Raw genomic sequence first — 17,165 nt, forward strand, 5'->3', positions numbered from 1 at the left:
TTGTTTATTTATAAATCACCGTTCGAGGTTTATTCAATTCAAAATCCAATAAACCAAAATCACTGGTTTCAAAAGCATTTGTTCTAAGATTCTTATCATCAGGGCCAAAGGTAGTCGGGTAATAAGCAAACGACAATTGAAACGAACTAAACACCAAATAATCATTATTGATAATTAACCCCAATCCAATGCTAGAGTAGGTTTGATTCTTAAGCTTGGTTTTTTTGTCATTTCCAATAATTCCAAGGGTATAATTAAAAAACGGATTCAAACGAAAACCCCAGAGATTCCATGGAGAATAGCTTTGCGTTTGCGCACTAAAAACCATTTTTTTTGTCCCGTATAAAGCATTGTTGAATCCAGGGATTCCATATTCACCATTTAAGGTGAGTCGATCCCCAGTTGCAGCCAATCGGTGGTTGCCAAAAACAACTTGTTGTTTTAAAAACTGTCTAATTTTCCAATCGCCAATCTCATATAATTTGGTAAAATAATTGGCTTGAAATGAAAAAGCGGATTGAACCGTTTTGGAATGCTGAAAAAAACTGCCCCACTCGGCATTCATACTAAAAAATCCCCAACGGTAATAGTTTCCAAATGAAGCCCTTGTGCCTAAATACAACTGCCCGGTATGATTTTTTCGCTGATAACCTGTGGTTAGACTATAGGTTTTTCCAATAGGTACATCTTCTATAATCCCGTTGTTGAACAAATAGCGTTCTTGGACAAAGTTTCTGGCGTTGATCCCCACGCTCAGGAGTAGCAGTTTTTGGTCTGTATAGAATCCAACACTGTCATAAGCTACACTCGGATTTTCTAAAAAATTGATATTTAAGAAACGACCGGCCACAATCAAGTTGGTAATTTTGCTTTTTTCTGAATTGTCGTTATCCAACGAAAAAGCGTGGCCAAGCCAGTAATCATCGGTATTGAATTTGAAGCGCTGTTGCGCAAAAACACCTTTTTATCAGCCAAACTATCCTGTTTAAAACGTTGTTCATAGAGAATTCCACCTCCCCATTTGGTCAAAGGCGACACAAACATTCTAGAAGCTTCCCAACTTCGGTTATAATTATTGTCTACATCTTTTTGATGGGTCGCTTGTAATTTGATAAAGGTTTTTCGAAAATTGTTGACCGTGTATTGAAGCAAATGACCATTTTGACTTTCTTTGAAACGATTGGTGTATTCCCCTCGAATTTCATGACCTTGACCAAGAAAATTACGCTCTTTAAGTTTTAGGGTGGTTTCGGTATTGCTAAAAGAGGCATTTGGAATTAAACTCCAAGAATCCAAAACTTGAATAAATACATCTACTGAATCGGTGTTTTCGGCTACAATTTCTATATGGATTGCCACACTATTGACAAAACGTTGTGCTCGAATCAAACGCTGACTTTCTTTAACCAATAACGAATCTAACGGTTCATTTTCTTTAAGTAATAAAACTTTTCGAATCGTATAGTCTTTGGATTTAATATGTAATTTGTTTCCCCATTCTTCTACTGTATTGAGTTTTTTTTGAGGCGTAATTGTTTCAAGTTGCTGTGCTTTTTTCCCAAAAGGATCAAGAGTAATGATCGAAATACTTCGGATTATTTTGCCTTGATAAGGACGATAATCTATTTTGGAAACTTTTTTGGCAGGAAGGTTGGGTTTAATGGGTCTAAAGACCAGGCGGTGCAAAAAACTTGTTACTTTTTTCCTTTGTGAAAACTGTTGGATGTTTTTATAAATTTTGGCACTATCTGCCTTTGGTTTTTCTTGTTGGGAAAAAGCAAACTGAGATAAAAAAAACAAAACGACTAGTACAGTAAAAGCTTTTTTTTGATGCATGTTGCCTGTTTTTTTTATGTTAATTCAATGATATAAACTTTGCCTAATCTGTAAATTCATTAGTCGTATCGGTGGAACTCTTGTTGAGGATTGAAATGCCTTTTTGAAAAAATAAATTATTGGGATAAATTACCATTTCCCCTTCTTTGGATCGGATGGTTACATGAAAAGCGCCAATATCTTCAATTTCTCCTTCAACGAGATATTCTTTGTCATGGATTAAAATAACATCACCAATTTTGAACGGAAACGAAAAGAATAAAATAATTCCAGCGGTAATATTGCTTAATATGGACCATTGCGCAAACATAGCAACACCAATCACCGTAGCTATAGACGAAATGGTGATGAAAATATCCTTGGCTTGTACACCCCAAATTAAAATTATGGTGATAAGGGCTAAGATAGTAATCAAAATGTTAATGTATTTGATGACCAAATTCGTTCTTCTCTCAATAATTTCGCTCGTTTTAGCATATCTTCTAACGAGTTTAGCAACCAAGGTTCTTATAAGAAACACAAGCAATAAAAGTATTCCTGTACTGATTTCTTCTTTGAGATATTGATCAAAAAAATTCATATCCATTAATTTTAAAGTTGACTAAGATACGCAAACACTTTGTCTGTTGGCATTCCCATAACATTAGTATAGGAACCTTCTATTTTAGAAACTCCTACAAAACCGATCCATTCCTGAATTCCGTAAGCTCCTGCTTTGTCAAAAGGTTGGTAATGGTCTAAATAATAGCGAATAGCTTCATCACTCAAGGCATTAAAGGTGACTTTTGTGGTCTCGGAAATGACATCTGTTTTGTGTTTTGTTTTAAAACATACCGATGTGATGACTTCATGGGTGTTGTTTGATAAGGATTGCAAAATTTCGAAGGCCTCCTGAGCATCTTTCGGCTTTCCCAAGGGGCGATTTTGGTGCCATACAATGGTGTCGCTAGTAATCAGGAGTTCGTTATCCCGTAATTCGCCTTCAAAAGCATTGGCCTTAAGGATAGAAAGATAGCTAGTAATTTCTTCTCTTTTTAGCGTAATGGGAAAAATTTCTTCAACTTCTTTGAGTCGAATTTCGAAATCCAAATCTAAGTCTTTAAAAAATTGCTGCCTTCTAGGGGAACCCGAAGCCAGAATAATACGATATGGCGCTAGTTTATTTTTAAGCATGGTGATGAATATTGTAGGTGAGTAGGGGTAATAGAAAGAGTCCAAAAAAGACAATCCATTTGAGAACAGTACTCAAGTGATGCAACTCAGATTTGGTTGTAGCTGCTGCAATTTTTATGGTAAAATACAAAAAAGGAGCGATGATAAAAATTAGGCTGTAAATCGTAATCAGTTGCAAATCGTTCAAAACAAAATAGCGATACATATAATTAAGAAGTAACCCAATCGGGATAAGACTCAAAACGGCAAGTAATTTGGTCGTTTTCGAAAGACCTAAACGAATCGCTAAGGTATTCATCCCTTGGTGCTGATCGCCTTCAATATCTTCTACGTCTTTCGTGATTTCTCGAATAAAATGTAACAGAAAAGCAAAAACGGCATAGTCTATCAATAGGCTGAAAATTGGTATCATTTGCCTTTGATTCTCAGCATAAGTTACTGGTAGCAAATCAAAAAGGCCTATAATTAATACGCTTATGGCTAATAATAAAGCGACAATAATATTCCCAATCAAAAGCAGTTGTTTTAGTGTGGTAGCATAAAAATAAAGTGTAGCCGCAATTAAAATAAACAATCCGGCAAAATTAGGTTTGTCAATCACGTTTGAAAGATAAAAACCAAGGCATACCCCAGTTACGGTCAGTCCAATATACAAATTATATGCTACACTTTCTTGGATGGTTTTGCCAATAAGTACTTGCTCGGGTTTGTTGATAGCATCGGTATCTTGATCAAAAATATCGTTAATTACATAGCCACCTGCCGCAATACAAATCGTAGCTAAAACCAACAAAACATATTGAAAGTTGGATAAAGCCAAGCTACAATCCTGTTCTTTTAAGAAACCAAAACGCAAAATCAATTGCATTAAAGCTAATAAAAGTAAGTTTTGATAACGTAGTAATTGAAGGTATTTCATTGTTTTTGGATGGGTTTAGTTTTATAATCTTGGATTAGATTTTGATTCCGAAACTTCAGAATTATTTTTTATAGCTTCTATCTTCTATTTTCTGACTTCTAACATCTCACTTCTAACATCTCACTTCTAACATCTTACTTTTAATCATGTTTCCCATCAAAACTTTCCATCCATTTTCCTTGTACTTTCATGACTTGTTCTATGACATCTCTAACGGCTCCTTTACCGCCATTTTTATGAGAAATGTATTTTGAAATCGCTTTTATTTCTGGACTTGCATCTTGAGGACAAGTAGGTAATCCAACCAATTGCATCACGTGATAGTCAGGAATGTCGTCTCCCATGTACAAAACGTGTTCAGGCAGAATATTATAGACATCGGTATATTCATCAAAGGTAGCCACTTTATCGGGGGTACCTAAATGAATGTCGGTGATGCCTAAATTTCTCAAGCGCACTCGAACGCCTTCATTGCTACCGCCAGAAATAATACAAACATGGTAGCCGTTGTCTACAGCTGCTTTTAGTGCGTAGCCATCACGAATGTTCATCGTTCTTAGCATTTCGCCTGTGGTGTTTACAAATACAGAGCCATCAGTAAGTACGCCATCAACGTCAAACACAAACGTAGTAATATCATTCATTATTTCTTTATAACTTTTTGCCATGATTTTGTATAGATTGGGTTAAGATTTTATATATAGTCGATTGATTTTCATTGGATAAAAAAGATTCATGCGCTTGAATGGTAGAAACATCATGGCGCTTGGCAGGTCCTGTTTGGGCTTCTTTTGGGGATAATGTCAACAATTTTTCGGCCGTTTCCAGAATTAAAGGTTTTAGGATATCAAAAGGAACATGGTTTTCTATGCAAATTTCATGACCTAATTGATATAAATAGTTGGTAAAGTTATTTACAAAAACTGCCGCCACATGCAATGCTTTTCGTTGATGGGAATTAATCGCATGAACATCATCTGAAATAGCTCTTGCCACTTTCTCTACTATAAAATAATCCTGAGGTTCTAATGTTTCTAAACACAGGGGTATCTTCTTAAAATCTACCTGTTTTCCTTTCGTAAAGGTTTGCAAGGGATAAAAAACCCCTTTTCGATTGTTGTCATTCAAAGCGTCTAAAGGAGCAGCTCCTGAGGTATGAACGACCAAGCGGTTTTCGAAAGGCAATTGTGATGAAACAATGGCTATGGCATCGTCAGAAACGGCAATGATATAGACATCAGCTTCTTTCAAATCGCTAAAATTAGAAACGATTTTGTTTGCACTAATTCCAGGGATTACGGTTGTTGAATTTCTGGAATACACTTGCGCGATTTCTATGCCCGTTGCGGTTAGAAAGGTCGAAATAAGATGTTGTGCTACATTGCCAGCGCCAATAAGTGTTACTTTGATCATCCCGCAAAAATAGTGATTTTTTTATAGTGATAAAAGGGATTGTTTTTGAAGGAGACTTTGGTTTTGGAGGCACAATTTCAAACGTTTTTGGAGTTAATTTGTAAGCTTAATTTTAGATTAAATTAACAAGTGTGTTCGTTTCAAATCAACAATATTTAAGTACTTTTGCTACACTTTTACCAAAATTCAATTCCTTTTTAAATGGATAAAAAAATCTACTCCTTTTTGTTTTCTACTCGTTTGATGGCGATATTGTTCATTGCCTATGCAGTAGCCATGGCTACCGGAACTTTTATCGAAAGTAAATACAACACCGATACGGCCAAAATTTGGATTTATAATGCTTGGTGGTTCGAAGCCATTCATGTGTTTTTCTTGATTAATTTCTTCGGAAACATCAAAAGATATCAGTTATTAAAAAAAGAAAAGTGGGCAACTTTATTGCTGCATTTGGCTTTTATTTTTATCATCATTGGGGCATTTATTACGCGTTATATTAGTTACGAGGGTATGATGCCGATCCGTGAAGGCGCTACTGAAAACCGTATTTATTCTGATAAAACGTTTGTCACCGTTTTCGTAGATGGCGAATACAAAGGAGAAATGAAACGTCGTACGTTTGAGAAAAATGTGTTGTTGTCTCCAGTAACCAACAATAATTTTTCTATTGCTGATAATTTTGACGAAATCCCTTTTGAAGTGAATTATGAAAACTTTATCATGGGAGCCAAAGAATACATCAAACCCGATCCTAAAGGAATTTTGTACTTAAAAATTGTGGAAGCCGGAGATGGTGGGCGAGAAGAACATTTCTTGAAAGAAGGCGAAGTGCAAAACATTCATAACGTTTTGTATGCTTTGAATAAATATACCGAAGGAGCGATCAATATTACGACTACGGGAAAAGAATACACCATTCAAACCCCATTTGAAGGAAACTTTATGCGAATGGCGGATAAATTGGAAGGGAGTGTTGCCAAAGATGTGGTGCAACCTTTGATGATGCGTTCTCTTTATTCTATTGGTGAAAAACGTTTGGTTTTTCCTGAGCCAGCCGTTAGAGGAGTAATCGCTTATGAGTCAAATAATGATTTTAAAGCCAAAACGCATGAAGATGCATTAGAGTTGAGTATTACTTCTCAAGGGAAAACCGAAAAAATCACCGTTTTAGGTTCTAAAGGAAAAACAGGAGATTTTAAAACGGTTAAAATTGGTAAATTGGATTTTGCCATCGCCTACGGAAGTAAAGAATACCTGTTACCTTTCAAAGTAAAACTAAACGATTTTATCGCGACCAAATATCCTGGAACAGAAAAGAGTTATTCGGCTTTTGAAAGTAAAGTAACTGTTTTGGATGGTAAAGAAAATTTTGATGCACGTATTTATATGAATCATGTGTTGGATCACAAACAATATCGATTCTTTCAGTCGGGTTTTGATCCTGATGAAAAAGGAACTATTCTTTCAGTAAACCATGATTTCTGGGGAACCAACATTACATATTTGGGTTACTTTTTATTATATTTTGCAATGATGGCCATTTTATTTACCAAACATTCTCGTTTTGGAGATTTGAAAAGAAAATTAGAAATAGTAAAGAATAAAAAAGCCAAATTACTTTCTATCTTCTTGTTGTTTTTTGGACTACAAGGTTTTGCACAAAGTCATGAAGGACATAATCACGCGCCTGGTGAAGGGCATGAGGCTGAGCAATCTGCCATACATACTAGAAAAGCGCCAACCGAAGCGGAATTAGACAAGCTTTTGAAAACCAATACGGTCAAAGCAGCACACGCGGCTAAATTTGGTCGATTGATTATTCAAGATGCCGGCGGAAGGATGAAACCGATCAATACGTTTTCGTCTGAATTGTTGCGAAAAGTGAGTCACGATGATACTTTTAAAGGGATGAACTCGGATCAAGTGTTTTTGTCAATGACACAATTTGCGAATATTTGGCTAGAGGTACCTTTGATTTACATCACCCCCAAAAACGATAGTATCCGCAAAATTATAGGTGTTGATAGTAAAGCTAAATTAGTTCCATTCATCAAGTTTTTTGACGAAAAAGGAAATTACAAATTGTCTCCTTATTTGGATGCTGCCTATAAAGCCGCTAACCCGAATCAGTTTGAAAAAGATTTTATCGAAACGGATAAAAAAGTCAACTTGCTGGAATCAGCGTTGAGTGGACGCATCTTGAAAATTTTCCCTATACCTAATCATGAAAATTCAAAATGGGTCTCTTTTCTTGAATTGAATGAAGCGGGATTAAAAGGAATGGATTCAACCTATACCAAAAGCATTTTACCGCTGTATTTTGGCACCTTGAATAATGCTATCAAGACCCAATCCTATGACACTTCGGATGAATTACTAGAAAGTATCAATGGGTTTCAAAAGAAGTTCGGTGCAAAAGTAAGACCTACCGAAGAAAAAATCGACTTAGAAATTGCATATAACAAATACGATGTCTTTCAAAAATTACCGTATTTGTATTTATTTGCAGCAGTTATGATGTTAATTTTTACCATCATTCAAATTTTTAAAGACAGAAAGGCGTTGCGTATAATAATTAATGGGTTCCATGTTTTTATTGGGCTTTTATTTGCAGTGCATACAATAGGATTGATTGCGAGATGGTACATTTCTGGGCACGCACCTTGGAGTAACGCTTACGAATCGATTATTTATATCGCATGGGCCACCATGTTTTTTGGATTGGCTTTTGATAGAAAATCAAAATTAACCGTAGCTTCATCAGCCTTTGTTACCGCCATGATTTTAGCTGCCGCTTATGCCAATTGGATTGATCCAGAAATTGCAAACCTGCAACCTGTTTTGAATTCGTATTGGTTAATGATACACGTGGCAGTAATTGTAGCGAGTTATGGACCGTTTGCGCTAGGGATGATTCTAGGATTTGTTTCTTTGTTGTTGATTTTCTTTACCAACGAAAAGAATAAAGCAAAAATGGACTTGAACATCCAAGAGTTGACGTACATCAACGAAATGGCATTGACTATTGGTTTGATAATGTTAACCATAGGAAACTTCTTAGGCGGACAATGGGCCAACGAAAGTTGGGGACGTTACTGGGGTTGGGATCCAAAAGAAACTTGGGCTTTGATCAGTATAATGGTGTATGCTTTTGTAATTCACATGCGATTCGTTCCTTCGTTAAGAGGAAAATGGATTTTTAATTTGATGAGTATGTTTGCTTTTCTTTCCATTTTATTCACGTATTACGGTGTAAATTTCCACTTGGTAGGATTACATTCTTATGCAAGTGGTGAAGCAAAATCCTTGAGTTGGATTTGGTATTCTTTAGGAACGATTACCTTCATCGGAGCCTTGACCTATCCAAAATATAAGAAGTTTTATAAAAAATAACCTTATTCCCATTTAAATTCAAAATCAGCTGTTTTACCATCAGCTGATTTTTTTTTTTTTTGATAAAAGATTAACTTTTGTTGATCTAATCAAGATTTTTTTTGAAACAAATAAATGGTTATTTTTATGAAAAATTATAAGATGAAAAAATTAGTTTCCATAGTAAGCGTAGCATTACTATTTTTTAGTTGTCAAAATCAAGCACAAACCTCAAAAGTTAATTCTACAGTTATGACTACCAATCTTGCCAAAGAAACCATTTATCAATTTAAAGTAACCGATTTATCTGGTGAAACTTTTGATTTCGCTACGTTGAAAGGAAAAAAAATCATGATCGTCAACACCGCTTCTAAGTGTGGTTTGACACCTCAATACAAAGATTTAGAAGCCTTATACAAAGAATTCAGCAGCAAGGGATTTGTAATTGTAGGTTTTCCAGCGAATAATTTTGCCTCTCAAGAGCCAGGTACCAAAGAAGAGATTGCTACCTTCTGTCAACAAAATTATGGGGTGACTTTCCCGATGATGGACAAAGTTTCAGTAAAAGGAAGTGATATGTGTGCTGTGTACCAGTTTTTAACTCAAAAAGCTAAAAATGGACTGAAAGATTCTGAAGTTGAATGGAATTTCCAAAAATACTTATTGAATGAAAAAGGGGAGTTAGTTGAGGTTATTTCGCCTAGAACCTTACCAACCGACCCAAAAATTATAAATTGGATAAAAAGTTAGTTTGTTATTATATAGTAGTTTTAGTAATTTAATTTGAAAAAGAGTTTGCTTTGGCAAGCTCTTTTTTTTGAAATAAAGAGAAATTTTTGAAAAAAAATTACCGCAAATTCGCAAATTTTATTTTTGCCACGTATTCACTAATTAAACCCAGATTTTAATGAAGTTCTAATTCCGCAAATTCTTAAAACCCTACTATTTGAGAAATTTTACATCTATTTCGATGGTATTATGGAAACAATTTGTGAATTCGTGGCTACTTTTTGAAAAGCGATTACTATGGCGTCATCCGTATTCCATTTTTAAACGAATGAAACACAATATAATTTGCGAATTTGCGGTAAAATTACGACTCTTTAGCTATGATTTCTTTTACAGTAGCTTCATAATTTTTGATGCTTTTGGCTTTTTTGATATTCTTATGCACTTTTTGGGGATTAGAAAAAAGCACCGAAAAATACTCCCACAAATGGTGCATTTTCAATAAAATATGAGTAGTCCCAGACAAGGTTTCGCTATAGCCTTCATAAAGTGTGTCATGAAACTGACTAAACACTTCCATTTTGTTTTTTGGGTATTCCAAAGTATTGTTTTTGATCATATTGGGAAGAAAAGGGTCTGCAATTAATCCGCGACCAATCATCCAGTGGTCGATACTTGGGAAACGTTGCTGCATCTTTTGAAATTGCGCCACCGAAGTGATGTCTCCGTTATAATATAGTTTATGATTTGTGTTATCAATACAGTTTTGAAACCCTTCCAAATCGACACCTCCTTTGTACAATTGTTTTCCTAAACGAGCGTGAATGGCAATGTTTTTTATAGGATATTGGTCCAAAATAGGAAGGACGTCTAGTATTTCTTGTGGTGATTCATAGCCCAAACGCATTTTCATTGAAACAATAATATCCGTTTCGGTATGCGCCCTGTCGAGTATGTGATTGATTTTTTCGGTATTGCTGATAAGTCCAGAACCCATACCTGATTTTGTCACCATCGGGTAGGGGCAACCTAAATTCCAATTGAGTTCTTTGTACCCTAATTCTTTTACGTAGCGGGCAACAAATAAAAATTCTTCGGCATCGTTCGTGATTACTTGCGGAATTACTTCAAGCGTATCATTATTCTCAGGAAGTAAATCTCTGTGATAGGAGTTTTTGATAACCAATTTTCCATTCAATCGAATGTAAGGCGAATAAAAAGTGTCGATACCGCCAAAATATTTTTGTTGTGCATTTCGAAAGCGGTAATCGGTGAAACCTTGTAAAGGTGAAGAAAGCAATGTAAAACTCATAGTCGTAATAAAGCTGCAAAGATAAGTCATTCCAGCGGAAGGCGACTCATTAATTGTTTTCTGTTAGCCACGAATTCATGAATATAACGGGATTTGTTATTTAGACACAAATTCACGAATTTATAAAATAAAAAGAATTTCAGAGATTACTCAAATTCAAGAAAACTTAAAAAATTGTGTTGTTATTTAGCCATGAATTTAAAATTTAATTCGTGAATTCGTGGCTATTATTTAGTACGAATTCACGAATTGATAAAATAAAACGAAGTCGCCAGATTACTCTAATTTGTAGCTATTCTGTTATTTTTTTAGACATTAATTGCCTCCAACTTTAGTTGGAGAGGTAAAATTTGAATGTTAAAATTAATGGCTTTAGCCAAAATTAGCTGCTTTTATTTGGCTAAAGCCAATAGAATCAACCCTTTTAACTCCAGCTAAAGCTGGAGTCAATTCAAACTAGATATTAAAACAATCTTCATAACTCTAAAGCTGGAGCCAATTGAAAGAAAAATAACTGGGTAATTACCTCTAATTCAATAAAAAAAATAATTCGTGCATTCGTGGCTATTATTTAGCACGAATAGATAAAAAACAATTTGTGAATTCGTGGCAAAATAAAACTACTTTATTCCAAAATCAATTGCATAAATACCGAATGCAACCAACGATCAAACTTAAAGCCCGATTCTTTGATGAGGCCCACTGTTTTGAATCCGAATTTTTCATGAAACAACACGCTACCTTGATTTTCGGCATCGATAACTGCAATCATCGTGTGGAGTTTTTGGGCTTTGGCCAAAGTAATTAATGCTGCTAAGAGTAGGTTTCCAATTCCTTTTCCGTGGAATTCATTGGCTACATAAACAGAATGTTCGACAGTAAACTTGTAGGCTTCTCTAAATCGAAACTCGCTATACATGCCAAAACCAACCACTTGCCCATCTGCTTCAGCTACGATTACAGGGAAGTTTTTGGCAATTTTATCCTCCAAAATCGCTTTTTGTTGTTCATACGTCCGAATGTTGTAATCATACAAAGCGGTGGAATGCAAAATGTTATAGTTGATGATGTCCAATATGGCTTGTGTATCTTCGGTTTGGTAGGGTCTGATTTCGATTTTCATTTTTAAAGTATTTCTATCCAAAAATAGGAAAAATTGATGCGTTTTGAAGGTTTTCGGTACTCAAGTTTGTAACTTTGCTGCTTAAGTTAAAGTAGTATAACTTCTAACTTTTTTAACATCTAATTTCCAACTTCAAAAATGGTTTATCCCAAAATACCTTTAGCACAAAGCATACTTCAAATTTTTTTAGCCAAAGGAATTCAAACAATAGTTATCTCTCCAGGTTCTCGAAATGCTCCTTTAACGATTGGTTTTGCGAGTCATCCTGATTTTACGTGTTATAGCATTGCCGATGAGCGTTGCGCTGCATTTTTTGCGATGGGAATCGCCCAACAAACGCAAAAACCTGTGGCTGTGGTGTGTACTTCTGGTTCGGCAGTACTGAATTATTATCCTGCATTTGCAGAGGCTTTTTATAGTCAGATACCACTGATTGTACTTTCGGCAGACCGTCCACAAAGTAAAATTGACATTGGCGACGGACAAACGATTCGTCAAGAAAATGTTTTCCTGAATCATTCGTTATACAATGCCAATTTAACCGAAGACGCTTCTTTCGAAAATGATGTAAAAATCAACGAAGCAATTAACGCTTCTATTACCCAAAAAGGTCCCGTGCATATCAATGCGCCATTCGAAGAACCATTGTATGAAACGGTAGAAGCTTTTACCGTAAATGCTCATATCGACGCAACCATTCCCGCTACAGTTGATAAACCTTTGGGCGATTTGACGCCTTTTGCGGAGATTTGGAATGCCTCCAAAAAGAAAATGATTTTAGTAGGCGTGAGTGGTTTGGATGCCAATGCGAAGTCGATTAACGTGATTGCGAATGACGATTCGATTATAGTGATGACTGAAACGACTTCGAATATTCATCATCCTAGTTTTGTCAACAATATCGATACAATTATTACGCCGTTTACAAAAGAAGATTTCGAGGAGTTTCAACCCGATATTTTGGTGACTTTTGGAGGAATGGTGGTGTCAAAGCGCATCAAAGCTTTTTTAAGAAACTACAAACCCAAACAGCAATGGCACATCGATCCTTTGAGAGCTTATGATACTTTTGGTGCTTTGACGCATCATTTTGAAGTGCATCCGAATACCTTTTTTAGCGCATTTTATCCTTTGGCACAAAAAGTAAAGAGCACGTATTCATCACAATTAGCACACGTGAAATATTTGCGCAAACAAAAACACGATTGGTATGTGTCGAAAATGCCGTTTTGTGATTTTATGGTTTTTGATAAAGTAATTTCTAATTTACCTAAAAATTCACAGTTGCAAATCAGTAACAGTTCGGCCATTCGATACGCTCAGTTGATTGATATTGACCCTTCTATTGAGGTTTTTTGTAATAGAGGAACCAGCGGTATTGACGGAAGTACGTCGACTGCGATTGGCGCTGCTGTGGCTAACGGAAAACCTACCGTTTTTATAGGTGGTGATATTGGTTTTTTCTATGACAGTAACGCCCTTTGGAACAATTATATTCCGAAAGATTTTAAAATCATTCTCATCAATAATGGAGGAGGAGGCATCTTTAGAATCTTGCCTGGACATAATGAAACTCCGGTTTTTAATACTTTCTTCGAAACCTCACATCACTTAACAGCAGAGCATTTAGCTAAAATGTATGGTTTAGCATACAGCAAAGCGACAGACGCAGAAAGTTTAGATGAGGCTATTACTAACTTATTCCAGCAAAATGAAAAACCTCAACTATTAGAAATTTTTACCCCAACGGTTGAAAACGATAAAATCTTATTGCAATATTTCAGAGAGTTGATTTGATTTGGAGACTTTTAGTATGTTTACAATACTAAAGTAACAAAAAAACATCAAATTAAGAGGTCTTTTTAGGTACTGAATTTTTTACTTAAAAACTAACCATGAAATATGCCTATAAAAACTGCTGGATAGCTTTATGATGCTTTACATAGGAGTAGTGTTAGTGGCTTTACTTTTTATATCAGTCGTCTTACTTTTTGTTTATAGTCCAAATATTTCTGTCCGTGTTCTTTGGTCAAAAAATCTTCTTCAAGTCGGATTTGCACTTGAATAAGAACGTAACCTAAAATCAAAAATAAGGCAGTCAATGCGTTTGGCGTTGCCAAGAAAAGCCCGCATAAACTCATAATCATACCAAAAAAAATTGGATTTCGTGATATCGTAAAAAGTCCACTTGTTACCAATTCTGTTTTTGTATCCTTGTCAATGCCGATACGCCAAGAATTTTTCATTTCTTCTTGTGCAATTATTGTCCATACCAACGAACTTAGAAGTACTGCAAGTCCAATATATTTTGTTATCTCGAGGTTAAGTTCCGCAATTGGTAAAAAGTGGTCGTGCCAAGTCGGAAACAAAGCAAATGAAATTACATAAATGAACATTGCTAGCAATGTCAGCTTGAAATAACAACCAATAAGTCCATAAGCACTGTCGTCTTTAGGTAAAACAAGTGGATTTTTTCCTATTCGTTTTGCAACTACAACTGATTTTAAAACAAAGGCAACTCCAAAATAAATAATGAAGTATATTGGTAATGCCATTCTCAAAATTATGATCATACGTTTTTAATTTTATGGCACAAAAATAAAACGAGGGATAATGCAATCCTATTGCAAACTTTCACTTAGACAGTTTTCACATATTCCTTTGGCAAAAAAACGAACCTCATCAACTCTAAAATTTCCTTTTATACTTTTGGGTAAAATAAGATCTTCTTTACAAGTGGTTTGTTTGCATATTTTGCAGTAAAAATGTAAGTGCCAATCTCTGTGAGTGTTTTCATTACATTCGTCATTGCATAGTTTGAATTTAGTAGTGTTGTTTTCTTGAATACTATGAATAATCCCCTTTTCTTCAAATTTTTTTAGTGTACGGTATATTGTGATTCTGTCGGCATACTGAAAATAACTCTCAATTTCTGATAAAGATAAGGCCGTTTTTTGAGAGGAAAGGAAGTCATAAACCAAAATCCGCATACTTGTCGGCTTTGTGTTTTTACTAACTAATTTGTTTACAATGTTGGGGTTCATTTTTTCTATTCAACAGTCTGTTGTTGGTGGGATTTATGTTGAATGCTAAGGGCAGTTGATCTTAAAAGCGTTGTTTTTTTGGTGTTTTTTTGAGTAAATATAATTGATTTAAACTAAAAAAAATAATTTCCGGTGAAAAGTATTTTTGGTTTCTGTCCCAAAAATACAAGATGCATAAAAGCCTCTTATACTTCTTTCTTAATACTTTACGTTAACGCCATAAACCATAAATGCATTTTAGAAATTCTTATTCATTTATTTACAATTTGAGATTTTTATCAGCTTTCCTATTGAGTTGCCATTTTTATCATTTGTTTAATAACGTTTTAAAGTTTGAAGAAGAATAAAGACAAGGAAGTCTCAATTTTCGATTAAATTCTGACTTGGTAAGTACAAAAGCAATTTCAAAGTAAGTCCAAAAACCGCCATTTTTGTAAACTGCTGATGGGGAGCATTTATAATGTTCACGTTGCTGCATATCTAAATTTACCATCCTTTTTATTCCAAATTTATCGGTAAACATAAAAAGTTAAAGGTTAAAAAAATCAGCCTTTAACTTTTAGGATCATTGATTAAATTATTGCCCGATTTGTTGAGATTCTTCATAATTTGGACCATATAAAGATGGAACTTTGTTACCCGTAGCTCTTAAATGTGAAATAAGTTCTCCTCTATGATGGTACAAGTGATTGTATAAAAAACCTCTAATTACTTGTATTTTAGGCATTGGTCCAAAAAATATATTTCCACCGGCACTCATTGACCAAGGGTTCATATATTGAGCTTCGTCTGATTTTTCTATAGCATTTAATGCCATTTTCTGATTAGCTTCAAATTTTTCTACAATATTGGATGCTTTACTGATGTCGCCTTTATCATATTTATAGTGGTCCATATTGAAAACATCACTGTTAAAAGTATCTTCATACCAATTATATACTTCAGCAATGTGTGATGCTAATTCTCCAACTGACCAAAGGTGCGGTTGTGGACGATATTCCAATGCACTGTCCGGAATCATTGAAAGTAGTTTTCTTGTGCTTTCGGCTTCGTGCTGAAATTCGCTAAGGAAGGCTTGTTTAATCATTTTTTTTAATTTTAATGTTAGAAAATTATATTTATTATTGATATAAAATTAGGTTTAAAATTTGAAAAAATCATTTGGTTGTTTATCTCGGTTGTACTAAAATGACGCATAAGGTTTGACATGGTAGCAAGGTTGGGACTAAATTAAGCCCTATTTTCGGATTTGCAAAATCTTTCAAATACAAACCAATTTTTCCATTAAGCCAAATGCCCAAATTGCTTGTAGCGTGTGTTGTAGGATGTACATTTTTAGGTATTAAGTTTCTTTTTATCCGTTGCCTTTTTTGTTGATTTTTTCTTTTTAAAGAAGTCACTCAAAGCTTTTTCTTCGGACAATGTTAAAGAACTTAATCCTCCAATAGTATCAATTTCTAAATCTAATTTTTTAGTTTTCATAATTATTTATTTTGAAAATATTTATTGATTAATTTCAGTGCTGATTTTGTTTCAATTATCATAATTCTACCACCAAAATGAAATGCTCCTAATGTTTTTTCGTAATGTTCAACTAATTGTGATTTAGAAAGAAAAGAAACATTTCCATCGTGTCCACGCTGAAATGATAACTTACAAGCATATGCAACTAAATTTCCAGCTACACCAGCGTAAACTTTTGTTTGTCCTTTATTGAATGGAGCATTTTCAACAAGATGCATATAAACGTGGTCAGATTTGACTTCTAAACTGACAAGACCTTGAATGATTTTAGAGTTTCCCGAAATTGTAAGTTTATAAATATCTCTAACGGGATTTTTATATTCTTCGCTCCAATTAAAAAGCCAACCATTTTTCTTTGTTACAGATTTTAAATCAGAGTTTTGAAGAATGGAAATTTCAGTCTGAAAACTGTCTCCAGTAATCACGTTTTCAATTGAGTTTGTTAGTTTATCAATTATAAAATCTAAACCTATTTCTGCATCTTTATCCATTCAGCTAAATTAATCAATATAATCTAATTCTAAAAAGATTCGATGGTTTTTGCGGTTTTTTGGACGTATATCCTACAACGTCTTGGCACTACAGCGGGTTTGGGACTAAATTAAGCCTATTCTTCGGATTTGCAAAATCATCCCAAATACAAGACCATTTTTCCATTAAGCCTCTTGCCCAAATCCGTTGTAGCATCTATGTAAAAGCATAACTTAGAGTTACTAAAAA

General features: G+C 34.7%; 17 protein-coding genes. 3 read left to right on the forward strand and 14 right to left on the reverse strand.

Annotated features, from left to right (window positions below; translation table 11 throughout):
- Window positions 1–4: 4 nt before the first annotated feature.
- The 7 genes from FLB_RS14090 to FLB_RS00520 all read right to left on the reverse strand — a co-directional run bounded on the left by FLB_RS14090 (window position 5) and on the right by FLB_RS00520 (window position 5,341).
- Window positions 5–895 carry a hypothetical protein gene (locus FLB_RS14090; RefSeq protein WP_082923177.1) on the reverse strand — a complete coding sequence of 297 codons (891 nt, stop codon included), beginning with the start codon at window positions 893–895 and terminating at the stop codon, window positions 5–7.
- Window positions 853–1,836 carry a hypothetical protein gene (locus tag FLB_RS14095; RefSeq protein ID WP_082923178.1) on the reverse strand — a complete coding sequence of 328 codons (984 nt, stop codon included), beginning with the start codon at window positions 1,834–1,836 and terminating at the stop codon, window positions 853–855. Before FLB_RS14095 ends, FLB_RS14090 begins: the two co-directional genes overlap by 43 nt.
- Before the next feature lie 43 nt (window positions 1,837–1,879).
- Window positions 1,880–2,416, reverse strand: a complete 537-nt coding sequence (locus FLB_RS00500; protein WP_064714026.1) for a mechanosensitive ion channel domain-containing protein — start codon at window positions 2,414–2,416, stop codon at window positions 1,880–1,882.
- Window positions 2,417–2,427: 11 nt separating this feature from the next.
- Window positions 2,428–3,009, reverse strand: a complete 582-nt coding sequence (locus FLB_RS00505; RefSeq protein WP_064714001.1) for a Maf-like protein — start codon at window positions 3,007–3,009, stop codon at window positions 2,428–2,430.
- Window positions 3,002–3,928: a geranylgeranylglycerol-phosphate geranylgeranyltransferase gene (locus tag FLB_RS00510; RefSeq protein ID WP_064714002.1), complete on the reverse strand. Its 927-nt coding sequence runs from the start codon at window positions 3,926–3,928 to the stop codon at window positions 3,002–3,004. The genes FLB_RS00505 and FLB_RS00510 overlap by 8 nt, the downstream gene beginning before the upstream one ends.
- A 140-nt stretch (window positions 3,929–4,068) precedes the next feature.
- Window positions 4,069–4,596: a KdsC family phosphatase gene (locus FLB_RS00515; RefSeq protein WP_064714003.1), complete on the reverse strand. Its 528-nt coding sequence runs from the start codon at window positions 4,594–4,596 to the stop codon at window positions 4,069–4,071.
- On the reverse strand, window positions 4,580–5,341 hold the full coding sequence (locus tag FLB_RS00520; protein WP_064714004.1) for a Rossmann-like and DUF2520 domain-containing protein: 762 nt from the start codon (window positions 5,339–5,341) through the stop codon (window positions 4,580–4,582). The genes FLB_RS00515 and FLB_RS00520 overlap by 17 nt, the downstream gene beginning before the upstream one ends.
- Window positions 5,342–5,542: 201 nt before the next feature.
- Here FLB_RS00520 and ccsA point away from each other — a divergent pair, with 201 nt between their 5' ends.
- The gene (ccsA, locus tag FLB_RS00525; RefSeq protein ID WP_064714005.1) at window positions 5,543–8,734 is read left to right on the forward strand and encodes a cytochrome c biogenesis protein; all 3,192 of its coding nucleotides are present in this window, start codon (window positions 5,543–5,545) and stop codon (window positions 8,732–8,734) included.
- Between the two features lie 141 nt (window positions 8,735–8,875).
- Window positions 8,876–9,463: a glutathione peroxidase gene (locus tag FLB_RS00530; RefSeq protein ID WP_064714027.1), complete on the forward strand. Its 588-nt coding sequence runs from the start codon at window positions 8,876–8,878 to the stop codon at window positions 9,461–9,463.
- A gap of 343 nt (window positions 9,464–9,806) precedes the next feature.
- Here the strand turns inward: FLB_RS00530 and FLB_RS00535 are convergent, their stop codons facing one another.
- Window positions 9,807–10,754: a tRNA dihydrouridine synthase gene (locus tag FLB_RS00535; protein ID WP_064714006.1), complete on the reverse strand. Its 948-nt coding sequence runs from the start codon at window positions 10,752–10,754 to the stop codon at window positions 9,807–9,809.
- Between the two features lie 625 nt (window positions 10,755–11,379).
- Window positions 11,380–11,877, reverse strand: coding sequence for a GNAT family N-acetyltransferase (locus FLB_RS00540; protein WP_064714007.1), 498 nt, complete (start codon window positions 11,875–11,877; stop codon window positions 11,380–11,382).
- A gap of 138 nt (window positions 11,878–12,015) precedes the next feature.
- On the opposite strand from FLB_RS00540, the gene menD reads away from it, so the two are divergent.
- A complete protein-coding gene (menD, locus tag FLB_RS00545) occupies window positions 12,016–13,674 on the forward strand; it encodes a 2-succinyl-5-enolpyruvyl-6-hydroxy-3-cyclohexene-1-carboxylic-acid synthase (RefSeq protein ID WP_064714008.1) in 1,659 nt (552 codons plus the stop codon).
- A gap of 173 nt (window positions 13,675–13,847) precedes the next feature.
- Here menD and FLB_RS00550 read toward each other — a convergent pair whose 3' ends face one another.
- The 5 genes from FLB_RS00550 to FLB_RS00570 form a co-directional block, all read right to left on the reverse strand.
- Complete coding sequence (locus tag FLB_RS00550) at window positions 13,848–14,450, reverse strand: methyltransferase family protein (protein ID WP_064714009.1); 603 nt, start codon at window positions 14,448–14,450, stop codon at window positions 13,848–13,850.
- A 48-nt stretch (window positions 14,451–14,498) separates the two neighbouring features.
- Window positions 14,499–14,921 (reverse strand): Fur family transcriptional regulator, encoded by a 423-nt coding sequence (locus FLB_RS00555; RefSeq protein ID WP_064714010.1) that lies wholly within the window; start codon window positions 14,919–14,921, stop codon window positions 14,499–14,501.
- Window positions 14,922–15,498: 577 nt separating this feature from the next.
- Window positions 15,499–16,008 (reverse strand): DinB family protein, encoded by a 510-nt coding sequence (locus tag FLB_RS00565; RefSeq protein ID WP_064714012.1) that lies wholly within the window; start codon window positions 16,006–16,008, stop codon window positions 15,499–15,501.
- Window positions 16,009–16,256: 248 nt separating this feature from the next.
- The gene (locus FLB_RS14195; RefSeq protein ID WP_157490498.1) at window positions 16,257–16,403 is read right to left on the reverse strand and encodes a hypothetical protein; all 147 of its coding nucleotides are present in this window, start codon (window positions 16,401–16,403) and stop codon (window positions 16,257–16,259) included.
- 2 nt (window positions 16,404–16,405) lie between these two features.
- On the reverse strand, window positions 16,406–16,936 hold the full coding sequence (locus tag FLB_RS00570) for a hypothetical protein (protein ID WP_064714013.1): 531 nt from the start codon (window positions 16,934–16,936) through the stop codon (window positions 16,406–16,408).
- Window positions 16,937–17,165: the final 229 nt, after the last annotated feature.

This window comes from Flavobacterium succinicans (assembly GCF_001662485.1).
Lineage (GTDB): Bacteria > Bacteroidota > Bacteroidia > Flavobacteriales > Flavobacteriaceae > Flavobacterium > Flavobacterium succinicans_A.

Bases quoted from the DNA above. Each gene is read 5' to 3' on its own strand.
- FLB_RS14095 (WP_082923178.1), bottom strand. From the start codon at position 1,836: ATGCATCAAAAAAAAGCTTTTACTGTACTAGTCGTTTTGTTTTTTTTA.
- FLB_RS00500 (WP_064714026.1), bottom strand. From the start codon at position 2,416: ATGAATTTTTTTGATCAATATCTCAAAGAAGAAATCAGTACAGGAATA.
- FLB_RS00505 (WP_064714001.1), bottom strand. From the start codon at position 3,009: ATGCTTAAAAATAAACTAGCGCCATATCGTATTATTCTGGCTTCGGGT.
- FLB_RS00510 (WP_064714002.1), bottom strand. From the start codon at position 3,928: ATGAAATACCTTCAATTACTACGTTATCAAAACTTACTTTTATTAGCT.
- FLB_RS00515 (WP_064714003.1), bottom strand. From the start codon at position 4,596: ATGGCAAAAAGTTATAAAGAAATAATGAATGATATTACTACGTTTGTG.
- FLB_RS00520 (WP_064714004.1), bottom strand. From the start codon at position 5,341: ATGATCAAAGTAACACTTATTGGCGCTGGCAATGTAGCACAACATCTT.
- ccsA (WP_064714005.1), top strand. From the start codon at position 5,543: ATGGATAAAAAAATCTACTCCTTTTTGTTTTCTACTCGTTTGATGGCG.
- FLB_RS00530 (WP_064714027.1), top strand. From the start codon at position 8,876: ATGAAAAAATTAGTTTCCATAGTAAGCGTAGCATTACTATTTTTTAGT.
- FLB_RS00535 (WP_064714006.1), bottom strand. From the start codon at position 10,754: ATGAGTTTTACATTGCTTTCTTCACCTTTACAAGGTTTCACCGATTAC.
- FLB_RS00540 (WP_064714007.1), bottom strand. From the start codon at position 11,877: ATGAAAATCGAAATCAGACCCTACCAAACCGAAGATACACAAGCCATA.
- menD (WP_064714008.1), top strand. From the start codon at position 12,016: ATGGTTTATCCCAAAATACCTTTAGCACAAAGCATACTTCAAATTTTT.
- FLB_RS00550 (WP_064714009.1), bottom strand. From the start codon at position 14,450: ATGATCATAATTTTGAGAATGGCATTACCAATATACTTCATTATTTAT.
- FLB_RS00555 (WP_064714010.1), bottom strand. From the start codon at position 14,921: ATGAACCCCAACATTGTAAACAAATTAGTTAGTAAAAACACAAAGCCG.
- FLB_RS00565 (WP_064714012.1), bottom strand. From the start codon at position 16,008: ATGATTAAACAAGCCTTCCTTAGCGAATTTCAGCACGAAGCCGAAAGC.
- FLB_RS14195 (WP_157490498.1), bottom strand. From the start codon at position 16,403: ATGAAAACTAAAAAATTAGATTTAGAAATTGATACTATTGGAGGATTA.
- FLB_RS00570 (WP_064714013.1), bottom strand. From the start codon at position 16,936: ATGGATAAAGATGCAGAAATAGGTTTAGATTTTATAATTGATAAACTA.